Annotated in this window: 19 protein-coding genes and 2 pseudogenes; 12 read left to right on the top strand and 9 right to left on the bottom strand. The window is 64.1% G+C overall.

Translation table 11 applies throughout. The features are described 5' to 3' along the window. Positions 1 to 77: 77 nt before the first annotated feature. Entirely contained in the window at positions 78 to 254 is a 177-nt protein-coding gene (locus ACHIRB_RS18120; RefSeq protein ID WP_199705779.1) for a hypothetical protein, read from the top strand. Positions 255 to 305: 51 nt separating this feature from the next. Here the strand turns inward: ACHIRB_RS18120 and ACHIRB_RS18115 are convergent, their stop codons facing one another. Next, entirely contained in the window at positions 306 to 698 is a 393-nt protein-coding gene (locus ACHIRB_RS18115; RefSeq protein ID WP_395116558.1) for a (deoxy)nucleoside triphosphate pyrophosphohydrolase, read from the bottom strand. Between the two features lie 16 nt (positions 699 to 714). Here ACHIRB_RS18115 and ACHIRB_RS18110 point away from each other — a divergent pair, with 16 nt between their 5' ends. Beyond that, positions 715 to 1002 (top strand): 4a-hydroxytetrahydrobiopterin dehydratase, encoded by a 288-nt coding sequence (locus tag ACHIRB_RS18110; RefSeq protein WP_395116556.1) that lies wholly within the window; start codon positions 715 to 717, stop codon positions 1000 to 1002. Here ACHIRB_RS18110 and ACHIRB_RS18105 read toward each other — a convergent pair. Together ACHIRB_RS18105 and ACHIRB_RS18100 are read right to left on the bottom strand one after the other, a co-directional pair. Then, positions 917 to 1657 (bottom strand): glycosyltransferase 87 family protein, encoded by a 741-nt coding sequence (locus tag ACHIRB_RS18105; RefSeq protein WP_395125122.1) that lies wholly within the window; start codon positions 1655 to 1657, stop codon positions 917 to 919. The two genes, ACHIRB_RS18110 and ACHIRB_RS18105, sit on opposite strands and share 86 nt — an antisense overlap. Positions 1658 to 1673: 16 nt before the next feature. After that, positions 1674 to 2162: pseudogene (locus tag ACHIRB_RS18100) on the bottom strand (glycosyltransferase 87 family protein); the annotation flags it as partial. Between ACHIRB_RS18100 and ACHIRB_RS18095 the strand changes: the two are divergent. Both ACHIRB_RS18095 and ACHIRB_RS18090 read left to right on the top strand, forming a co-directional pair. Beyond that, a complete protein-coding gene (locus ACHIRB_RS18095; RefSeq protein ID WP_395125123.1) occupies positions 2107 to 2277 on the top strand; it encodes a hypothetical protein in 171 nt (56 codons plus the stop codon). The pseudogene ACHIRB_RS18100 and the gene ACHIRB_RS18095 sit on opposite strands and share 56 nt — an antisense overlap. 219 nt (positions 2278 to 2496) lie before the next feature. Further along, positions 2497 to 3264 (top strand): Rv1157c family protein, encoded by a 768-nt coding sequence (locus ACHIRB_RS18090; protein WP_395125124.1) that lies wholly within the window; start codon positions 2497 to 2499, stop codon positions 3262 to 3264. Between the two features lie 274 nt (positions 3265 to 3538). Here ACHIRB_RS18090 and ACHIRB_RS18085 read toward each other — a convergent pair whose 3' ends face one another. After that, positions 3539 to 4264: a DUF1906 domain-containing protein gene (locus ACHIRB_RS18085; RefSeq protein ID WP_395116551.1), complete on the bottom strand. Its 726-nt coding sequence runs from the start codon at positions 4262 to 4264 to the stop codon at positions 3539 to 3541. 264 nt (positions 4265 to 4528) lie between these two features. Between ACHIRB_RS18085 and ACHIRB_RS18080 the strand changes: the two genes are divergently transcribed. Continuing rightward, positions 4529 to 4888, top strand: a complete 360-nt coding sequence (locus tag ACHIRB_RS18080) for a PLD nuclease N-terminal domain-containing protein (protein ID WP_395116549.1) — start codon at positions 4529 to 4531, stop codon at positions 4886 to 4888. 28 nt (positions 4889 to 4916) lie between these two features. Here ACHIRB_RS18080 and ACHIRB_RS18075 read toward each other — a convergent pair whose 3' ends face one another. Beyond that, the gene (locus ACHIRB_RS18075; RefSeq protein ID WP_395125125.1) at positions 4917 to 6056 is read right to left on the bottom strand and encodes a hypothetical protein; all 1140 of its coding nucleotides are present in this window, start codon (positions 6054 to 6056) and stop codon (positions 4917 to 4919) included. A 160-nt stretch (positions 6057 to 6216) separates the two neighbouring features. On the opposite strand from ACHIRB_RS18075, the gene ACHIRB_RS18070 reads away from it, so the two are divergent. Continuing rightward, the gene (locus ACHIRB_RS18070; protein ID WP_395125126.1) at positions 6217 to 7635 is read left to right on the top strand and encodes an acyltransferase family protein; all 1419 of its coding nucleotides are present in this window, start codon (positions 6217 to 6219) and stop codon (positions 7633 to 7635) included. Here the strand turns inward: ACHIRB_RS18070 and ACHIRB_RS18065 are convergent. Further along, positions 7588 to 7863: pseudogene (locus tag ACHIRB_RS18065) on the bottom strand (VOC family protein); the annotation flags it as partial. The gene ACHIRB_RS18070 and the pseudogene ACHIRB_RS18065 sit on opposite strands and share 48 nt — an antisense overlap. 78 nt (positions 7864 to 7941) lie before the next feature. Here ACHIRB_RS18065 and ACHIRB_RS18060 point away from each other — a divergent pair. Genes ACHIRB_RS18060 through ACHIRB_RS18040 form a run of 5 tightly spaced genes read left to right on the top strand, consistent with a single transcriptional unit; the run spans position 7942 to position 12863 of the window. Beyond that, positions 7942 to 8610 (top strand): GntR family transcriptional regulator, encoded by a 669-nt coding sequence (locus ACHIRB_RS18060; protein WP_395125127.1) that lies wholly within the window; start codon positions 7942 to 7944, stop codon positions 8608 to 8610. A gap of 57 nt (positions 8611 to 8667) precedes the next feature. Further along, positions 8668 to 10098, top strand: coding sequence for an allophanate hydrolase (locus ACHIRB_RS18055; protein WP_395125128.1), 1431 nt, complete (start codon positions 8668 to 8670; stop codon positions 10096 to 10098). Continuing rightward, positions 10095 to 10808, top strand: coding sequence for a cysteine hydrolase family protein (locus ACHIRB_RS18050; protein WP_395116539.1), 714 nt, complete (start codon positions 10095 to 10097; stop codon positions 10806 to 10808). The genes ACHIRB_RS18055 and ACHIRB_RS18050 overlap by 4 nt, the downstream gene beginning before the upstream one ends. Positions 10809 to 10820: 12 nt before the next feature. Next, entirely contained in the window at positions 10821 to 12428 is a 1608-nt protein-coding gene (locus ACHIRB_RS18045) for a SulP family inorganic anion transporter (protein ID WP_395125129.1), read from the top strand. 9 nt (positions 12429 to 12437) lie between these two features. Continuing rightward, on the top strand, positions 12438 to 12863 hold the full coding sequence (locus tag ACHIRB_RS18040) for an RNA-binding S4 domain-containing protein (RefSeq protein ID WP_395116535.1): 426 nt from the start codon (positions 12438 to 12440) through the stop codon (positions 12861 to 12863). Here ACHIRB_RS18040 and ACHIRB_RS18035 read toward each other — a convergent pair. Further along, positions 12854 to 14233: a wax ester/triacylglycerol synthase family O-acyltransferase gene (locus ACHIRB_RS18035; protein ID WP_395125140.1), complete on the bottom strand. Its 1380-nt coding sequence runs from the start codon at positions 14231 to 14233 to the stop codon at positions 12854 to 12856. The genes ACHIRB_RS18040 and ACHIRB_RS18035 overlap by 10 nt on opposite strands. Positions 14234 to 14326: 93 nt before the next feature. On the opposite strand from ACHIRB_RS18035, the gene ACHIRB_RS18030 reads away from it, so the two are divergent. Beyond that, entirely contained in the window at positions 14327 to 14791 is a 465-nt protein-coding gene (locus tag ACHIRB_RS18030) for a hypothetical protein (RefSeq protein WP_395116533.1), read from the top strand. Here ACHIRB_RS18030 and ACHIRB_RS18025 read toward each other — a convergent pair. Continuing rightward, positions 14781 to 15296: an OsmC family protein gene (locus tag ACHIRB_RS18025; protein ID WP_395116531.1), complete on the bottom strand. Its 516-nt coding sequence runs from the start codon at positions 15294 to 15296 to the stop codon at positions 14781 to 14783. The genes ACHIRB_RS18030 and ACHIRB_RS18025 overlap by 11 nt on opposite strands. A gap of 65 nt (positions 15297 to 15361) precedes the next feature. Beyond that, the gene (locus tag ACHIRB_RS18020; protein WP_395116529.1) at positions 15362 to 15829 is read right to left on the bottom strand and encodes a hemerythrin domain-containing protein; all 468 of its coding nucleotides are present in this window, start codon (positions 15827 to 15829) and stop codon (positions 15362 to 15364) included. Between the last annotated feature and the right edge of the window lie 26 nt (positions 15830 to 15855).

The raw sequence follows: 15855 nt of genomic DNA, 5'->3' as shown, positions 1-15855 counted from the left end.
CCCCGAACTTCCAGCCGTCCGATTGAGGGTAGGCTCAGCTAGGCAAGTGGGCAGCACAAGAGGAGCAAAAACCGGACATGGGCAAGGTCAAAGCCGACAGGGTCTCGGGCCTCAAACCGAAGAAGAAGTGTTGCCGCAGCAAGAACCGCTGCCTCAAATGCCCGGTCGTCATCATGCGAATGAAGAAGGCCGAGAGCGCAGGCATGACGGGCAAAGATCTGCGTAAAGCACTCAAGAAGGCTCGCGCGGCATAGGCCGCTTCGCGGCTCGTGCGTCTTTTCGGCGCGCCCGCCCACCGAAAAGACTCACGAGGCGCGCAGCGCCCGCTCCAGCTCGGGCAGCCACATTCGGTCGTTCGGCACCAGATCCACCGCAGGCAATTCCGCTGCCGAGAACCAGCCGATGGCGGCGTGATCCAGCGCGCGGGGGGTGCCCGACACGAGCTCGGTCAGATACGCCCGCAGGACAAGGCCATCTGCCAACGGCACCTCGACGCCGATTCGCTCGCCGGCCTCGGTCTCGATGTCGAGCTCTTCACGCAGCTCGCGACGCAATGCGTCCGTAGGCGTCTCACCTGCTTCGACCTTGCCGCCAGGCAATTCCCACAGCCCTTCGAGCTCGGCAGGCCGACGCCGTTGCGCAAGCAACAATCGACCATCGACGACGATCGCTGCGGCCACCACCACGCGGACGTTCATGGCACCATCATGAGGTATGGCAACCAAGCTGACCGATCCCGAAATCGCCGCCGCGCTGACCGACCTGAACGGCTGGTCGAAGGTCGATGCGACTCTGACCAAAACTTTCGAACGACCGACCTTTCCCGACGCGATCGAGTTCGTTCGCGTAGTAGCCGTCGAAGCCGAATCGGCGAACCATCATCCCGATATCGATATTCGCTGGCGCAAGGTCACGTTCACACTGTCGACGCATTCCGAGGGCGGGCTAACGGAACTGGATGTAGCGCTGGCTCGGGCGATCGACCGAATCGCCGAAGGCTGAGCACACCGGACCATCGGGTCGCGCCGAGCCAGACGAACAACGCTGCCACGCCGATCACGTTCACCGCACCGAGCCAGGCCAGAACACCAGGGCGTGAGATGTCCCACACCGAGGGCTGAACCAGGGTCGATGCCCACGGAACTCCCAGAGCTGTGGCGGCAAACCAGTACCAGACCAGCGCTCGCGCGCCGCGTCGATGCCGCAGCGGTCCGTAGCTCAGCCAGATGAGCAACGGCGTCACCCACACCCAGTGGTGCGCCCACGAGATCGGCGAGACGACCAACCCGAGGAACTGCACGACGAGCAACGCACCGAGCGCGTCCGAGGCAGCGAGCGCGCGCCAGGCCAACACGGCAAGGACAACCGCGACCGACACCCCGACGAGCCACGCCGGACCAGTCCCGACGTCGTATCCGGCCAACCGGCTCAACGCCCCGCGCAGCGACTGATTCGCGACCGACCCGACTGGACCGATCCTGGTTGCGTCGCCGATCAGATTCGTGAAGTAGTCGCGTGACTGGTTGCCGATGAGGGCGAAACTCAGGCCGATCGTCGCGGCGAACGCGACCGCCGACCACCCGACGGTCGCCGGACGCCGCCTGAGCAGGAAAGTAGAGGCCGCTGATCGCGGGCGTGAGTTTGACGCCGGCAACAAGACCGACGAGGGCGCCGCTGATCCACCAGCGGGCGCTTCGCGCAGCAGCGAGTACCGCCGCGACGATGAAGACGTTGACCTGCCCGCATTCGAGAGTCGTTCGCACGGGTTCGGTCCACAGGGCGACCGCGCACCAGATCATGGTGGCGTTGCGGCGGTCTGGCCGTTTGTCACCTTTCGCGGTGTCGTCCAAAGCGGAGTCGATCAGTTCGAAACTGATCCGAACCACGAGGTACATCGCGCCGATGGTCGCCACCTGCCACGCAAGGCCGACGACTGTGAACGGCAGGTGATGCAGCGGATAGAAGAGCAGCGCGGCGAACGGCGGGTAGGTGAAAGGCAACGCAAAGTCGGGACTACCGAACGAGGTGCTGAATTCGTAGAGCTGGTTGTCGGCCAGCGCTGCCGAACCGTCGACGTAGACACGCAGATCGACGAGGTTGAGGCCGTTGGCCGACAGCGAGGTCCACAGCAGTCGCGTCGCCGCCGACACCGTGAGCAACATGATCGCGACGGTTCGTAGCGGGAGTCTCGTTCGCGGTGCGCTGGGAGCGGAAGTGTGCGGGGCAGCTTCGACCTCGACGGCAGTCATCGGCGATGAGCCTATCGGCGCAAAGTAGGGTCTGCAGTTTGTTAGCATCTACCGAATAACAGTTGTATCAATATTCACTTTGATCACTCCTGTAACAGCTACTGTCACGGGTGGTGACCTGTCTTCGACAGGGGCATAGACTCCGCGGCTGTACAAGATCCGGGCGCGCACATAGAGTGGCGTCCCGAGTCGGCAAGCACGGGCCACGGCCGGCTTTTTTGCATTACCGAACAAGGATGGGGACACAGTGCGTCGAACCCGAGGAACTCGCAGAGCCATTACGGCACTCGCGATTGCGGCTGCAGCCGCAATGGCCGCGCCGGGAGTTGTGTCGGCCGAGCCGATCCCGGCAGTGCCTGCGATCCCGCAGGACGTCCCGATCGATGCGCTCGCCTCGCTCGCCCCCGCGATCCTCGGCGCAGCTGCAGGCCCCATGGACATCGCCGAAGGCCCGCAGGCAGCACTCGTCGAGCAGCTGAAGCTTCTGCAGCAGTCTCCGGCACTGCCCGAGCAGCTCAAGTCGACGCTCGACCGCATCATCAAGTTCCTCGACGGCAGCGGTGGCGGTGGCCCTGAGATTCCACCGTCGGACGGTCCCGTCATCTCCCAGTTCCTCTACCCGACGATCGGTAGGGGCTGCATCTCCGACACAGCAGACTCGGTCGGCACAGCACTCGCCGTTGCCGGTCCCGCCAAGCTGCCGCCTCCAGGACCCGCAGCGGGCCAGGCAGGCTTCGTCTTCACCGCGCTCGGCACCAAGACCGTCGCCGACACCCAGGGCGACAAGCTCACTGTCACGTGGCTGAACATCGACAACCGCAAGACGCTGACGCAGCCGCTGACCAACGCGTCCAAGATCAACCCGGACGGACCGGCAACACTGTCCGCCATCGCCGACACCGGCCCTGGTCGCGTACTCGCGGTCGTTTCCGGATCGCTCACCACGCAGGCAGCCGACGCCGCACCGCGTACCTGCACATTCCTTCCGACAGTCGGAATGTTCTCCGTCGCATAACATCTCCACACACATACGAAAGCCCGGGGACGAAAGTCCCCGGGCTTTTGCGTTGGGCGAATAAGCGTCGTCGGCCAACTTCGCAGCACGCATTCACACTACGCACGCCTACCAACAGGTCACACCGGTTGCGCAGTGCTAGAACAGGTTGCGCAGTGCGAGCATGGGCTGCGTATGGCAAACCAGCTATCAAGCAACAGCTAGGACGAACCGCCTGCCGAGCCGCTCGAAATCGCTTGGTACAGCCAGCCGAGTGCGGTGTAGAGAAGATCGATCATGAGAGAGACCACTGTCCGTAGTCGGGGGCAAGAATCGAGTTGAGGTCGATCCCGATACCGTCGATCCGCCGCTTGTCGATTTCGAACTGATGCAGTTGCGCATCCGGATGGACGTACCCTTCCGGGGTTCCCCAATCGTGTTGCCAGAACCAGGATCCGAGGCCCGCGGCGGTTGCGAGGTCGATCGTCGGAGAGTTGGCGTAGACGCCGGTGTTCTCCTTGCCGACCACCGCTTGCCAGCCGAGCAGGTAGGGCGCGATCATCGTCGCGAATTCGATCGGCGTCGGATTGTCGTCGATCGACGCGTAGATCGGCCGGTTCGCGGGACCACCTGCGGCAAGGTGCAATTCGAGTCCACGGTCGGCGTGCCGCTTGCCTGCTTCGAGTCCGCCACGCCAATCGGCTGTCTTACCTTTGCCGAACTGGTAGCAGGACACGATCTCGAGCCCGGCGTCGGTCAGCGCCTCTGCCTCGTCGGCACGAAGGGGTTTGCCCAGCATCCATTCGGCGCCCTTGCGGCGATCCGACACGTACCTGATCGCGCCAACGTGCCCGGCCTCGAGGATTGCATCGGCCGACGGCACTCCGCCGGAATAGTCGATGAGGGTGCCGAGGTCCGAATCAGCCTGCGCTACAGCGGCATTGACGCCCATGGCGGCAGCGCCGAGCGCGCAGGACCCTGCGGCGGCATAGCGGAACAGCTCTCTACGGGATACCTGCACTTGCGTCCTCGCTAACGGAATTTTCTTTCGATGACTACCGGCGCGCCTTCCCCAGTTCATTGATGCGCGCCGGTAGCTTCGATCGTTTACATATTTCACCACACTAACTCTGACGCCGCTAGACACTCGAGAAACTTTGACCTCATGAGTTTCAGCAGTCACAAGACTTCGTGATCGTCGCGCTCTCGCGTAATCTCGTCGCCAGGCGGGACACACAACACACGTAGCGCGGCTGCACGCCGCGCACACCGGGGGGGTAACACGATGCCGTACGCAATACTCGGCTTGATCACGATGGTGCTGTGGATCTACTGCATCGTCGACGTGATCACCTGTCCCGAAACCGAAGTCCGCAACCTGCCCAAGCTCGCCTGGTTGCTGATCGTGCTGCTGATTCCGACCATCGGCTCGATCGTCTGGTTGGTCGCCGGGCGACCCGTCGGCCCGGACAGGCGCTACGACAGACCGACTGCAGGCAGCTACGTCGAGTACGAACGACCGGGTCGGGCAGTCGCGCAGAACCCCGAGGACGACGCGGAATTCCTCCGCCGCTGCCGTGAACGCGCCGAACAGCAGCGCCTCGAAGCCAAGCGCCAGAAACGCCCTACCGACGACAGCGAGTAGGCCGGATTAGCCGGACCAGACGAACCGGTCAGGCGCTGGCAATCCGCTCCGCAACGTCGACCGTGCGACCGCTTTGGTCGGCGACCTCCTCGGCGACGACGGCAGCGACCTGTTCGGCGATCTCCCGATTGACGTTGCCGACCACGCCGAGCATCGAGGCACCGAGACCCTTGGCCTTGAGGTCGATCTTGATGTCATCCACCTCGGGCGCCGGAACGTCGACGACGATCACCAGATAGTCGGCCGCGCGAGCAGTCAACACGAGCGGTATGCCGATCTCTGCCGTGTAGTGGTTCTGGCGGCCCATCGCGATCGTCAGGTCGAGGGTCACCGGAATGAGTACGTCGAAGACAACGATGTCGCCCGGACGTTTGGCGACCTTCGGCGTACCGATGTTGCCGGTGGCGTTGACCTCGGCCATGTTCTTCGGACCAGCCTTCCGCGGACCGATCGTCAGCTCACGACCCGAGAGATCGGCGACGCCGTCTTCGATACGTTTCTGCGTGATCGCGGTCTGGTAGAACGCGGTGCCGAACTCCTCGTAGGTCATCCACGTGAAGTTCAGATCCAGGTTCTCCTTGGGATCGTCGTTGATTCGGGCAGCGATATCGAAGATCCGGCCGCGGAGTGAATCCTTCTCCGACAGCATCGCATTCAGCCTGGTAGCGACCTCACGGCGAATCACCTCGCCCATCGGTTCCAGCAGCCACTGCCATGCTGCGCCGAGCGCCTCGGCACGGACGACGAGCTTCACGTCGCGGTGTGTGATGCGCGGGATGTCGATGACGATGCGCAACGGACGTGCCGCGCGCGCCGACAGCACCAGCTTGATCTCGACGCCGACCTGTATTCGAATTTCCTGCCCGAGTCGCAGGACTACGGCCAACGATGCGGGGACAAGCAGGTCGTAGGCGACCTCACTACCCTCGTGTCGGGTGATGGTCGGATCTCCGACATTTCCCTCGGCGACGAACCCTGCGAGCCCGGCGGGACCCAGCTGCAGAGGCCCGATCTTGATTCCTTTGCCGGCCATCCCCTCGATCGCGGCCGTGATTCGATCGATCGTGACGGCATCGTCGAAGAATCGAGAGCCGAAGTCGCCGTAGCTGATCCACGTCAGTCCGCGGTCCGTCGTCGGCTCGGCCGAGTCGTGGTCGGTTTCGGTCATCTGCAGGTCCCCTTCGCCATCGCATCCTTGCGAGCAACGGACCTACGATACCTGCGGTTCGCCGCGCAAATGTGCGTACGCGACAGGTGACTCGAATACTCACGCTCGATGAGTAGTTCTCCTCTCCAACGCCGATGTGTGTGAAGGCACTGTCGTTGACATGCCAATTTTCGAGTCGAGGACGATCCGCTCCCCCTTTCCGAGTACAGCGGAAGTCGAGGCGAACACGCCGCCGCAACGCGATCGGTCGCTCGATTTCGTTCGCTTGTTTTCGTTGGTCGTTGTGATTGCCGGACACGGCATCATGCTGCGTGTGACGGTGGGTCCGGACAGCCTGATCTTCGGCAATCTGTTGAGCGAATCCTTTGCGCTCCAAGCATCGACGTGGCTGCTGCAGGTGCTTCCGCTGTTCTTTTTCGCGGGCGCCGCCGCAGGTGCACTCGGGTGGCGACGCGGTGCCGGCTGGGGCGCGTGGCTCATGCGACGCGCGCAGCGACTCTACCGACCTGTCTTCTTCTACGTTGCCGCGTGGATCGTCATGTTGATCGCCGCGAAACCTGTTGTCCCACAGTATGTACACAACGCGGTCGCGGGGTTGAGCATCCAATTGCTCTGGTTCATCGGCATTTACGTCGTAGTTCTCGCGTTCGTTCCGGCACTGGCTCGCATTACCCGCGCAAGTCAGCTCGGCTTCGTTGTCGGCGGCCTCGTCGGCGGAGCAGCACTGATCGACGCGGTTCGGCTCAACGGTGGCCCGATGATGATCGGCTACGTCAATATTCTCGTGTGGCTCATCCCGGCGGCGCTCGGTGTCGGCTACGTTCGCGGACTACTGGCCCGCCGTTGGGCACTGCGGATCGCCACTGCTGCACTCGGTTTCGACGTCGTGCTCGTGACCGCCGGACCCTACGACGTAAGCCTGGTGACGATTCCAGGTCAGCAACTGTCGAACATGACGCCCCCGTCGCTACTGCTCGCCGGGCACACCATCGTGCTGTCGTGTCTGTTCGTCGTCGCGGCACCGTGGTGCGCACGCGCCATGCGGCACGCTCGATTGTGGTGGTTCGTTGCGATCGGCAACCGGGGCGCCATGACGCTCTACCTCTGGCACATGCCCGCGCTCTTGATAGTGAGCGCGGTCAGTCACGTTCTCGGACATGACCGTTCGACGCCGACGCAGCCGGGATTCGGCACGCTGGTCCTCGCCCAACTCGTGACGTTCGCTGCGACGACCGCTGCGCTGTTCGTGCTGCTGCAGCCGCTGGAGAACCGGCCGATCGATCGGTGGGACGACGCGGTCGCCGAGGTCGGTGGCGTCCGCAATATCGTGGTCGGCGCCGTCGTGATCTGCGCAGGTCTCGCCAATCTGCTTGCTGCCAAATGGGGACTCGCAGGCCCTGGCGTGTGGTGCACGGGCGCCGCGGCCGCATTCCTACTCCTAGCTCGCCTGCAGACCCGGGTCCGGCGGACGGACGACGCACCACTCGTTACCTTCGGGGTCGAGCAGCACCTGAAAGCTGCCCGCCGTGTCGGACACGACCCCGCCGACCGCGACGGCGCCCATAGTTATTGCAGCTGAGGTAGCCACGCCGATGTCGTCGACAAGGACGTCCAGGTGGACCCTGTTCTTCACCGCTTTGGCTTCGGGCACCCGCTGGAAAGCCAACCTGGTCCACCCCGGCGGATCGACGTAGGCCCAGGAGTCGCTGCGCCGCACCGGATCACCGCCGAGCACGGTCGACCAGAAGGTGGCAAGGAGCAACGGCTCCGTGCAATCGAAGACCACTTCGTCGATGCGTCCGAGCATCGGCCGAGCCTACTCGCGGGAGTCGGCGCGGCCCGGCCATACCGAGCGCACCGACAGAATTTTCGTAGACTGTCGACAATGGCCATACCGGAATCACGCGAGTCGCTCCCGATGAGTCTCGTCGAACTCGCAGCAATGCGGGTCCGCGACGAGATTCTCAGCGGCGCCCTCGAGCCCGGCGAGCGCATCATCGAAGAGCAGCTGTGTGGCAGGTTGGGCATCAGCCGAGCACCGCTGCGCGAAGCCTTGCGACTGCTCGGTCAGCAGGGTCTGGTCGAGCATCTCCCCCGGCGCGGATCACGGGTTGCAACCTGGTCGCCGACCGACATCCTGCAGCTCTACGACCTCAGGCACCTGTTGGAGCGGTACGCGATCGAAAAGGCGCTACCACTGCCGCAGGACGCCGAGGTCGATCCCCTCGCGCGCATCCGGACTGCCCTCGCGGAGATGGAACACCACGGCGAACACGGCGACGAGCTGGCGAAGGACGACGCGCATCGACGTTTTCACGCCGCGGTCGTCGGCCTGGCCGACAATCGGCAGCTGGAGATCGCACTCGAGCCTGTGCTGCTGAAGCTGCAGCTTCCGATGGCCATCAATTTGCGCGAGGAAGCACGACAGCACGATCCACAGGACGGCATCCGCAGACACCTCGCGATACTCGAGGCACTCGAAGCCAACGACGTCGACCGTGCCGTCGCTGCCGTCGAACACCACGGCGAGTTGTCCTACCTCGAGCTCGGATAACACAATCGACACGTAAGCGTTCCAGGGACGCCACGCATTCTGTCGACAATCGACAGCATGACATTTTCTGCAAGCGGAACTGGACCTGCGCTCGGTCCGTCGGTCGCGGAGATCGTGGACTCGCACGCGAGCGGCTCGGGCTCGCCCGTCAAGACCGCAATGCGGGTCGCCGACGCGATCGAAGCGCGCGGCGACGACGGCACCTGGATATCGGTGGTCCCCCGCGATCGACTGCTCGCTGCGGCGCGTGAAATCGAGGCACGACCCGGCGCGCGGGCCCTCCCGCTCTACGGTGTGCCCTTCGGAGTGAAAGACAGCATCGACGTAGCAGGTGTGCCGACCACGCTCGCCTGCCCCGACTTCGCCTACACGGCCGAAGAGACGGCACCTGCGGTGGCGCGACTGCTGGCAGCGGGCGCGCTGTACGTCGGAAAGACCAGTCTCGATCAGTTCGCGACCGGGCTCAACGGCACGCGGACCCCGTACCCGATTCCGCGAAGTGTGTTCGGCGACAACATGATTTCCGGTGGTTCGAGTTCGGGCTCGGCACTCGCCGTCGCGCTCGGTCAGGTCCCGTTCTGCGTCGCAACCGACACCGCCGGATCCGGTCGAGTACCTGCCGCGCTCAACGGCGTGGTCGGCTTCAAACCGTCGCGCGGCGTGATCAGCACCGTCGGCTTGGTTCCGGCCTGCAAGTCGCTGGACTGCATCACCGTGATGGCGGGCTGCATCGAAGACGTCGACCGCACCTTCGACGTACTTGCCGGACTCGACGACAACGATTCGTGGAGTCGACCACGCGGACCCTTCTACGGCGGCAAACCGATTCGGATCGGCCTCCCCGACGCGACCGATCTCGAATTCTTCGGCGACGAGTCCATGGCGGCAGCCCATTTCGCGATTCGCAAGAAGATTCTGCGCAGCGCGGCGACGACGGTCGCAGTCGGCCTCGGACCCTTTCTCGATGCGGGCGCGCTCCTCTACCAGGGGTCATGGGTCGCCGAACGCCTCGTCGAGTTCGCCGACTTCCTTGCCGCACAACCGGATTCGATCCGTCCCGTCGTTCGCGACATCCTGCGCAGCGGCGAAAAGTACACGGCTGTAGACGCATTCCGAGCCCAGCAACGACTGCAGGAACTACGAGCCGAGGTCGGGCGCGGGTGGCGCGACATGGACGTTCTGATCCTGCCCACGATCGGAACCACCTTCACCGTCGACGAAGTCCTTGCCCGGCCGATCGAATGCAACACCGTACTCGGGTACTACACGCATTTCGGAAACCTGCTCGATCTCGTCGGTGTGGCTGTGCCGATGGGACTCACGGCCGACGGCAGGCCCTTGAGCGTGATGGTGCTCGGCCCCGCCCTGTCCGACGACACGGTGCTGCAGGTTGCCGCACAACTGCTCGACGAGCCGCGCAGTCACTCCGATGAGCCTGCCCACGAGCCACTTTCGCAATCCACCTACATGCTAGAGGAGCAACTGTGAATACCCCTACCGTCTCGTCCGCGCGCCCGTCACCGTTCCCCCTCACCCCGGGTGCGACCGCACTGATCGTCATCGACATGCAGCGAGACTTCCTGCTGCCCGGCGGTTTCGGCGAAAGCCTCGGCAACGACGTCGCGTTGCTGCAACAGGTAGTCGGTCCGCTGACCGACCTCCTCGCCGCGGCACGGGCGGCAGGCATCCTGGTTGTGCACACCCGCGAGGGCCACGAACCCGACCTTTCCGACTGCCCTCCTGCGAAACTCGCGCGCGGGAACCCGTCACAGCGGATCGGCGACCCCGGTGCATTCGGGCGCATCCTGATTCGCGGCGAGTACGGCCACGACATCGTCGACGAACTCGCTCCGATCGACGGTGAGGTCGTCATAGACAAGCCGGGCAAGGGCGCGTTCTACGCGACGTCTCTGCAGGATGTGCTTGTCGCCGAGGGCATCACCCAACTTCTGGTCACCGGAGTCACCACCGAGGTATGTGTGCACACAACGGTGCGTGAGGCGAACGACAGAGGTTACGAGTGCCTTGTCGTATCCGATTGCGTCGGTTCGTATTTCCCGGACTTTCAGAAGATCGGTCTGGAGATGATCAGCGCGCAGGGCGGCATCTTCGGGTGGGTCGCCGACACGTCCGCTGTGATACCGGCACTTGCCGCGCTCGAAGAGTTTTCCGCATCGTCTACCCGCCAAGCCAGCTGAAGGGATTCCGCCATGAGTACAGATGTAGACACCTCGTCCGAATCTCCCTCCGACACAACGCCGCCGACCCTACCGCCGGCATCCGTCAAGGCGCTGCCGTGGTGGACGCGCGGCGACACCAACGCCTTCTTCGGCCTCGGCTTCAACATCCTCGTCAACGTCCTGACGCTGACGGTGCTGATGACCGGAGTTGTGAAACTTCCCGGCGACGACGTGTTCGGCACGGTCCTACCCGCGCTCGGTATCGCATTGATACTCGGCAACCTCTACTACACGCTGCTTGCCCGCAGACTTGCCAAGCGCGAAAACCGCACCGACGTAACGGCATTACCGTACGGACCAAGCGTTCCGCACATGTTCATCGTCGTCTTCGTCGTCATGCTGCCGGTGTATCTGGCGACGAACGACCCCACCGCGGCGTGGCAGGCCGGGCTGGCATGGGCGTTTATGATCGGCGTCATCGTGATGATCGGCGCATTCGTCGGTCCCTACATTCGCAAGCTCACCCCGCGCGCCGCAATGCTCGGCACGCTCGCAGGAATCTCGATCACCTTCATCTCGATGCGACCGGCAGCGCAGATGTGGGAAGTCGCCTGGATCGGTCTCGCTGTACTCGCGATCATCCTGATCGGCTTCTTCACGAATGTGAAGCTGCCAGGCAATATTCCGGTCGGCTTGGCCGCATTGCTGATCGGCACGGCGATCGGGTGGATCGGCGGCTACATGTCCGCTCCCGATGTGTCCGCGGCAGTGCGTGACATCGCGATCGGGCTCCCCGACCTGCGCCTCGACATGCTCTTCTCCGGCCTCGGTGACCTTGCGCCACTGCTAGGAACCGCAATCCCGTTGGGAATCTACAACTTCACCGAAGCGATGAGCAACGTGGAGAGTGCCGCAGCAGCAGGTGACGACTACAACCTGCGCAGTGTCCTGCTCGCCGACGGAGCCGGCGCGGTCGTCGGTGCTGCGTTCGGTTCGCCGTTTCCGCCTGCCGTCTACATCGGGCACCCCGGCTGGAAGGACGCGGGCGGTCGGATCGGCTACTCGCTCGCCAGCGGCTCTGTCATCGGATTGTTCTGCTTCCTAGGGCTTTTCGGCGTACTCGCGACGATTCTGCCCATCCCAGCGATCGTCCCGATTCTGCTCTACATCGGTCTGCTGATCGGCGCCCAGGCCTTCCAAGCCGTACCGAAACTGCATGCTGTCGCAGTGGTCGCGGCACTCCTACCGAACCTCGCGCAATGGGCGAGCGGATTGGTCGACAATGCACTTGCCGCAGCGGGCACGACGGCTGACAAGGTCGGCAGCGAAGCGCTCGGCAACGCCGGAGTCGTCTACGACGGCTTGAAGACACTCGGCGAAGGTGCGGTGCTCACTGGACTGGTTCTCGGCACCATCGTCACCTTCATCCTCGACAAGAAGCTCGTGTACGCGGCGATCGCTGCCGCGGTCGGTGCCGTCCTCTCGTTCATCGGACTGATCCACGGTGAATCCGTCGCGTGGGCCGCCAACCCGACTGTCGCGCTCGGTTACGTGTTGTTCGCGATCGTGTGTGCTGCATACGCACTGTTGCCGTCGGCCAAGACGCCACCCGAGGTCGTGCAGGACGAGGTCGCCTAACCTGGTTTCGTGACGACGGCACGGGTGGACAGTTGGACGTGGGCGGTGCGGCTTTTCAAAACGCGGTCGAGCGCGGCGACCGCCGCCCGCGCCGGCCACGTCCGCGTCAACGGTGTCTCGGTCAAAGCGGCGCACCCCGTACGAATCGGCGACGAGGTGCGGGTGCGTGTCGCGGGCACCGAGCGGATCGTCGAAGTGGTGCGCATCGTGACCAAGAGGGTCGGCGCTCCGATCGCAGCGGAATGCATCATCGACCGAAGTCCGCCACCACCGCCCCGTGAGGTTCTCGCGTCGATCCCGCAACGCGACCGCGGCGCCGGGCGGCCGACCAAACGTGATCGCCGCGAGCTGGACCGACTGCGCGGGCACTCCTCAGCGGATCAGGTTGCGGTAGAACCGTTCTCGCCAGATCAATGCTCGCCACTTCAGGAGTAGAACGACTCCAGTTCGAACAGCGCCGACTCCAGATACGCCGCAAGCTGACCGAGGTCGGGTACGGCGTCCGGACATCCGACGATGCCGAAATCGAGTGTGCCTGCCAAAGTCGTCGCATTGATTGCGACGGCAAGTCCGTCGTCGAGTACCGATGCCGGATGCAGGGCAGCGAGGCGCGCACCGTTCCAGTACAAGCGTTCCATCGGTCCCGTCACATGCGACACCACGAGATTGAACGGCGGCGGCGCGGAGGTGCGTACTCCGGCAAGCATCTTCGGCGTCATCGCAGCGACCGACGACACCAACGAACTTGCCTTGCCGACCGAACTCGCCATCTTCCTGCCCGTCGCGAGCGACGACTTGATCGCAGTTAAGCGATCGCCCGGATGTTTCGTCGTCGTACCCAGCTGGCAGAAGACGGTCTCGACCTTCGCATCCGCGTTGGCGTCACGCGTCCGTTTGACGACCGGAACCATGGCGACCAGCGACGTCTGCGGCAACGCATTGCGGTCGAGCAGATAGTTTCTGACGGCACCTGCGGTCATTGCGAGCACAAGCTCGTCCAGGTCGGAACGCGAAAACCTGCGGACGACGTCGAGGCGGCTCGACGTGAACGAGCGCGTGACGAACTCCCGTCGCGCGCCGACCGGAACGTTGAACATCGTCTTCGGCGCCCGGTACGGCACGGCAAGGTTGCGGTCGGCAAGTGCGCGACCTGCAACCCGCGCCGAGTCAGGGACCATCTCGGCGAGTCCGGTCAGGCGTTTACTACCCATCCGCAACAGCGATCCGAGGCTGGTGTCCGGTGTGGGCTGCGGGGCTTGCGGGGCTGCAGGCGCGGGTTTGCGAGCAGCGATCTGATGCCAGGGCGCCCGGACCGTCGTGTCGGTGGGATCCTTCGACAACGTCCGCTGGACCAGTTGGACCAACTGCACGGCGCTCACCCCGTCCATAAGTGAGCGGTGCACTTCGAGGAACAGTGCGAAGCGGCCGTCTGCAAGCACATCGACGAGGTAGGCGCCCCACAGTGGCCGCTCGCGGGTCAACAGCGTGCCGTGCCACTCCGAGACCGCTGCGAGAAGTTCGTCGATGCCTGCGGGGTCACCGATCCGCATAAGCCGGACGTGTTTGCGAATGTCGACGTCGAGGTCGGTACTCCAGGCGAGCGGACCGACAACTCCGCCCATGGCCGTCATCGGCTTCTTGCGGAACTCCGGCGCCAAGTCGTGGTCGGCAACGATCTGCTCGTAGAGCGCCTCGACGAACTCCGAACCCGCACCCTTCGGCGGTTCGAACAGCATCAGCAACCCGACGTGCATCGGGTGGTCGCTCGATTCCGCGAGGACATAGGACGCGTCGGTTACTTGCATGAACTCCACGCGGGGTTCCTCCGATGCGACGCGGTTTGTTGGTTGCCGCATGGTACCGGTGCCTCGGTCCCCCGCGCTCGCTATCCTGCCGCCATGACTGTCCTCGCAATTCTGGTGCTGCTCGCCCTGCTCGCCGCCCTGATCTTCTCCGGCTACGCGCTGCACAGATTTGTGATCCGACCCAACCGCAAGACTCTCGCGTACCGAATGTCGAAGGACTTCGACAAGGAGAAGGTGGTCCGGCAACAGTTGCTCGTCGACTTGATGTGCGTCGAATCGGACACAGCGGCGGCCGTGAACGGCCTTGGCGCGCTCGTGCTATCGCCGAACCGCCTCTGGTTTCACCATTCGGATTCGCTTGTGACGCTGGATATTCCGCTGTCCACCATCACCGAGTGCACGCTGGTCCCGCGCCATCTCGGGAAGTCGACCGGGCGTCCGTTGCTTATGGTTCGCTACACGACCGCGGCGGGACCGGACAGCGCGGCGTTCCACCTGCCCTACCCCGACGAGTGGCGGCTCGCCCTCGACAATCTGCGGAATCCGATCAGTTCGTGACGAGCGTCGTGTGGACCGGCGTCGGGTATCGCGAAATGTCGAGTACCGGGCAGTGCGCGTCGGCGGCAGTCTGGAGTTCGGCGTAGCGGTCGGCGGATTCGGGGCCGGTGATTCGCACCGCGAGTCGAACCTCGCCGAAACCCGCACGGACATCGTCGTTCAGTCCGAAGAAGCCCTGCACATCGAGGTCGCCCTCTGCCTCGATAGCGAGATCGTCGAACGCGATTCCGAGCTTGTCCGCCCAGAATCGGTACGCGACGACCTGGCACGAGATGAGGGCCGCCAAGTAGAACTCGACGGGATTCGGTGCGGTGTTCTCGCCACCGAGGGCGGGTGGTTCGTCGACGGCGATCGTGTAGTTGCCCAGTGTGATCGAGCTGCCGACCGCGCCCTGCGATCTGCCCGAACCGCGGAAGACGACCTGCGCGTTCGCAGGATTCTCTGCAACCGCATTCGCCGTTGCGTCGATGATTGCGCCGAGCTGCGTCGTCGATGCTGTAGTCATGTGCCAGAGCATATTTCGCTGCCCACGCGCGCCGCAGCGGTTGGAATCGCGCTGAGTCGAAGGGTTCACTTGTCCTGGGTTCGCGCGCGCAGGGTCGACCACTCCGCGGTTGTGAGCGCACGTTCCGCGATGGGTAGCAGTTGCGATTCCTCTTGCGCTGCATGCTCTTCGAGCTCGTCGGAGAGGGCATCGAGCGCAGCGGTTAGGCGTGCCCGTTCGATAGCCGCGGCGGCACCGACGAATGCTGCCGTACGTGCTTGCGCGCGGGTCAGCAGTCGGTCTATCCGTTCGTGCTGTTCTTCGGCGCAGAGCACGCGCACCGAGTCTGCGGGTGCACGGTCGAGCACTGCGGGCCATACGATCTCGTCCTGCGACATGGTGTGACGGCGCAGGGCAGCGACCGCTCCTGCCAGTCGTCGCGCGACCTCGGCAGCACCGCTGCGATCACCGTCGGCAACAGCGTGCACAAGTCGGCGCAGCGTGCGGAACATTGTGCAGTGCTCGTCGTGTAGCAAAATCGCTCGGTGGTCCACGGATCCAGGGTGCCGCGAGCGGCTTG

The organism is Antrihabitans spumae, from assembly GCF_043944905.1.
Taxonomy (GTDB): Bacteria; Actinomycetota; Actinomycetes; order Mycobacteriales; family Mycobacteriaceae; genus Antrihabitans; species Antrihabitans spumae.
This window is presented reverse-complemented; position numbering and strand designations above follow the sequence as displayed.

Bases quoted from the DNA above. Each gene is read 5' to 3' on its own strand.
- ACHIRB_RS18120 (WP_199705779.1), top strand. From the start codon at position 78: ATGGGCAAGGTCAAAGCCGACAGGGTCTCGGGCCTCAAACCGAAGAAG.
- ACHIRB_RS18115 (WP_395116558.1), bottom strand. From the start codon at position 698: ATGAACGTCCGCGTGGTGGTGGCCGCAGCGATCGTCGTCGATGGTCGA.
- ACHIRB_RS18110 (WP_395116556.1), top strand. From the start codon at position 715: ATGGCAACCAAGCTGACCGATCCCGAAATCGCCGCCGCGCTGACCGAC.
- ACHIRB_RS18080 (WP_395116549.1), top strand. From the start codon at position 4,529: ATGCCGTACGCAATACTCGGCTTGATCACGATGGTGCTGTGGATCTAC.
- ACHIRB_RS18075 (WP_395125125.1), bottom strand. From the start codon at position 6,056: ATGACCGAAACCGACCACGACTCGGCCGAGCCGACGACGGACCGCGGA.
- ACHIRB_RS18070 (WP_395125126.1), top strand. From the start codon at position 6,217: ATGCCAATTTTCGAGTCGAGGACGATCCGCTCCCCCTTTCCGAGTACA.
- ACHIRB_RS18060 (WP_395125127.1), top strand. From the start codon at position 7,942: ATGGCCATACCGGAATCACGCGAGTCGCTCCCGATGAGTCTCGTCGAA.
- ACHIRB_RS18055 (WP_395125128.1), top strand. From the start codon at position 8,668: ATGACATTTTCTGCAAGCGGAACTGGACCTGCGCTCGGTCCGTCGGTC.
- ACHIRB_RS18045 (WP_395125129.1), top strand. From the start codon at position 10,821: ATGAGTACAGATGTAGACACCTCGTCCGAATCTCCCTCCGACACAACG.
- ACHIRB_RS18035 (WP_395125140.1), bottom strand. From the start codon at position 14,233: ATGCAAGTAACCGACGCGTCCTATGTCCTCGCGGAATCGAGCGACCAC.
- ACHIRB_RS18030 (WP_395116533.1), top strand. From the start codon at position 14,327: ATGACTGTCCTCGCAATTCTGGTGCTGCTCGCCCTGCTCGCCGCCCTG.
- ACHIRB_RS18025 (WP_395116531.1), bottom strand. From the start codon at position 15,296: ATGACTACAGCATCGACGACGCAGCTCGGCGCAATCATCGACGCAACG.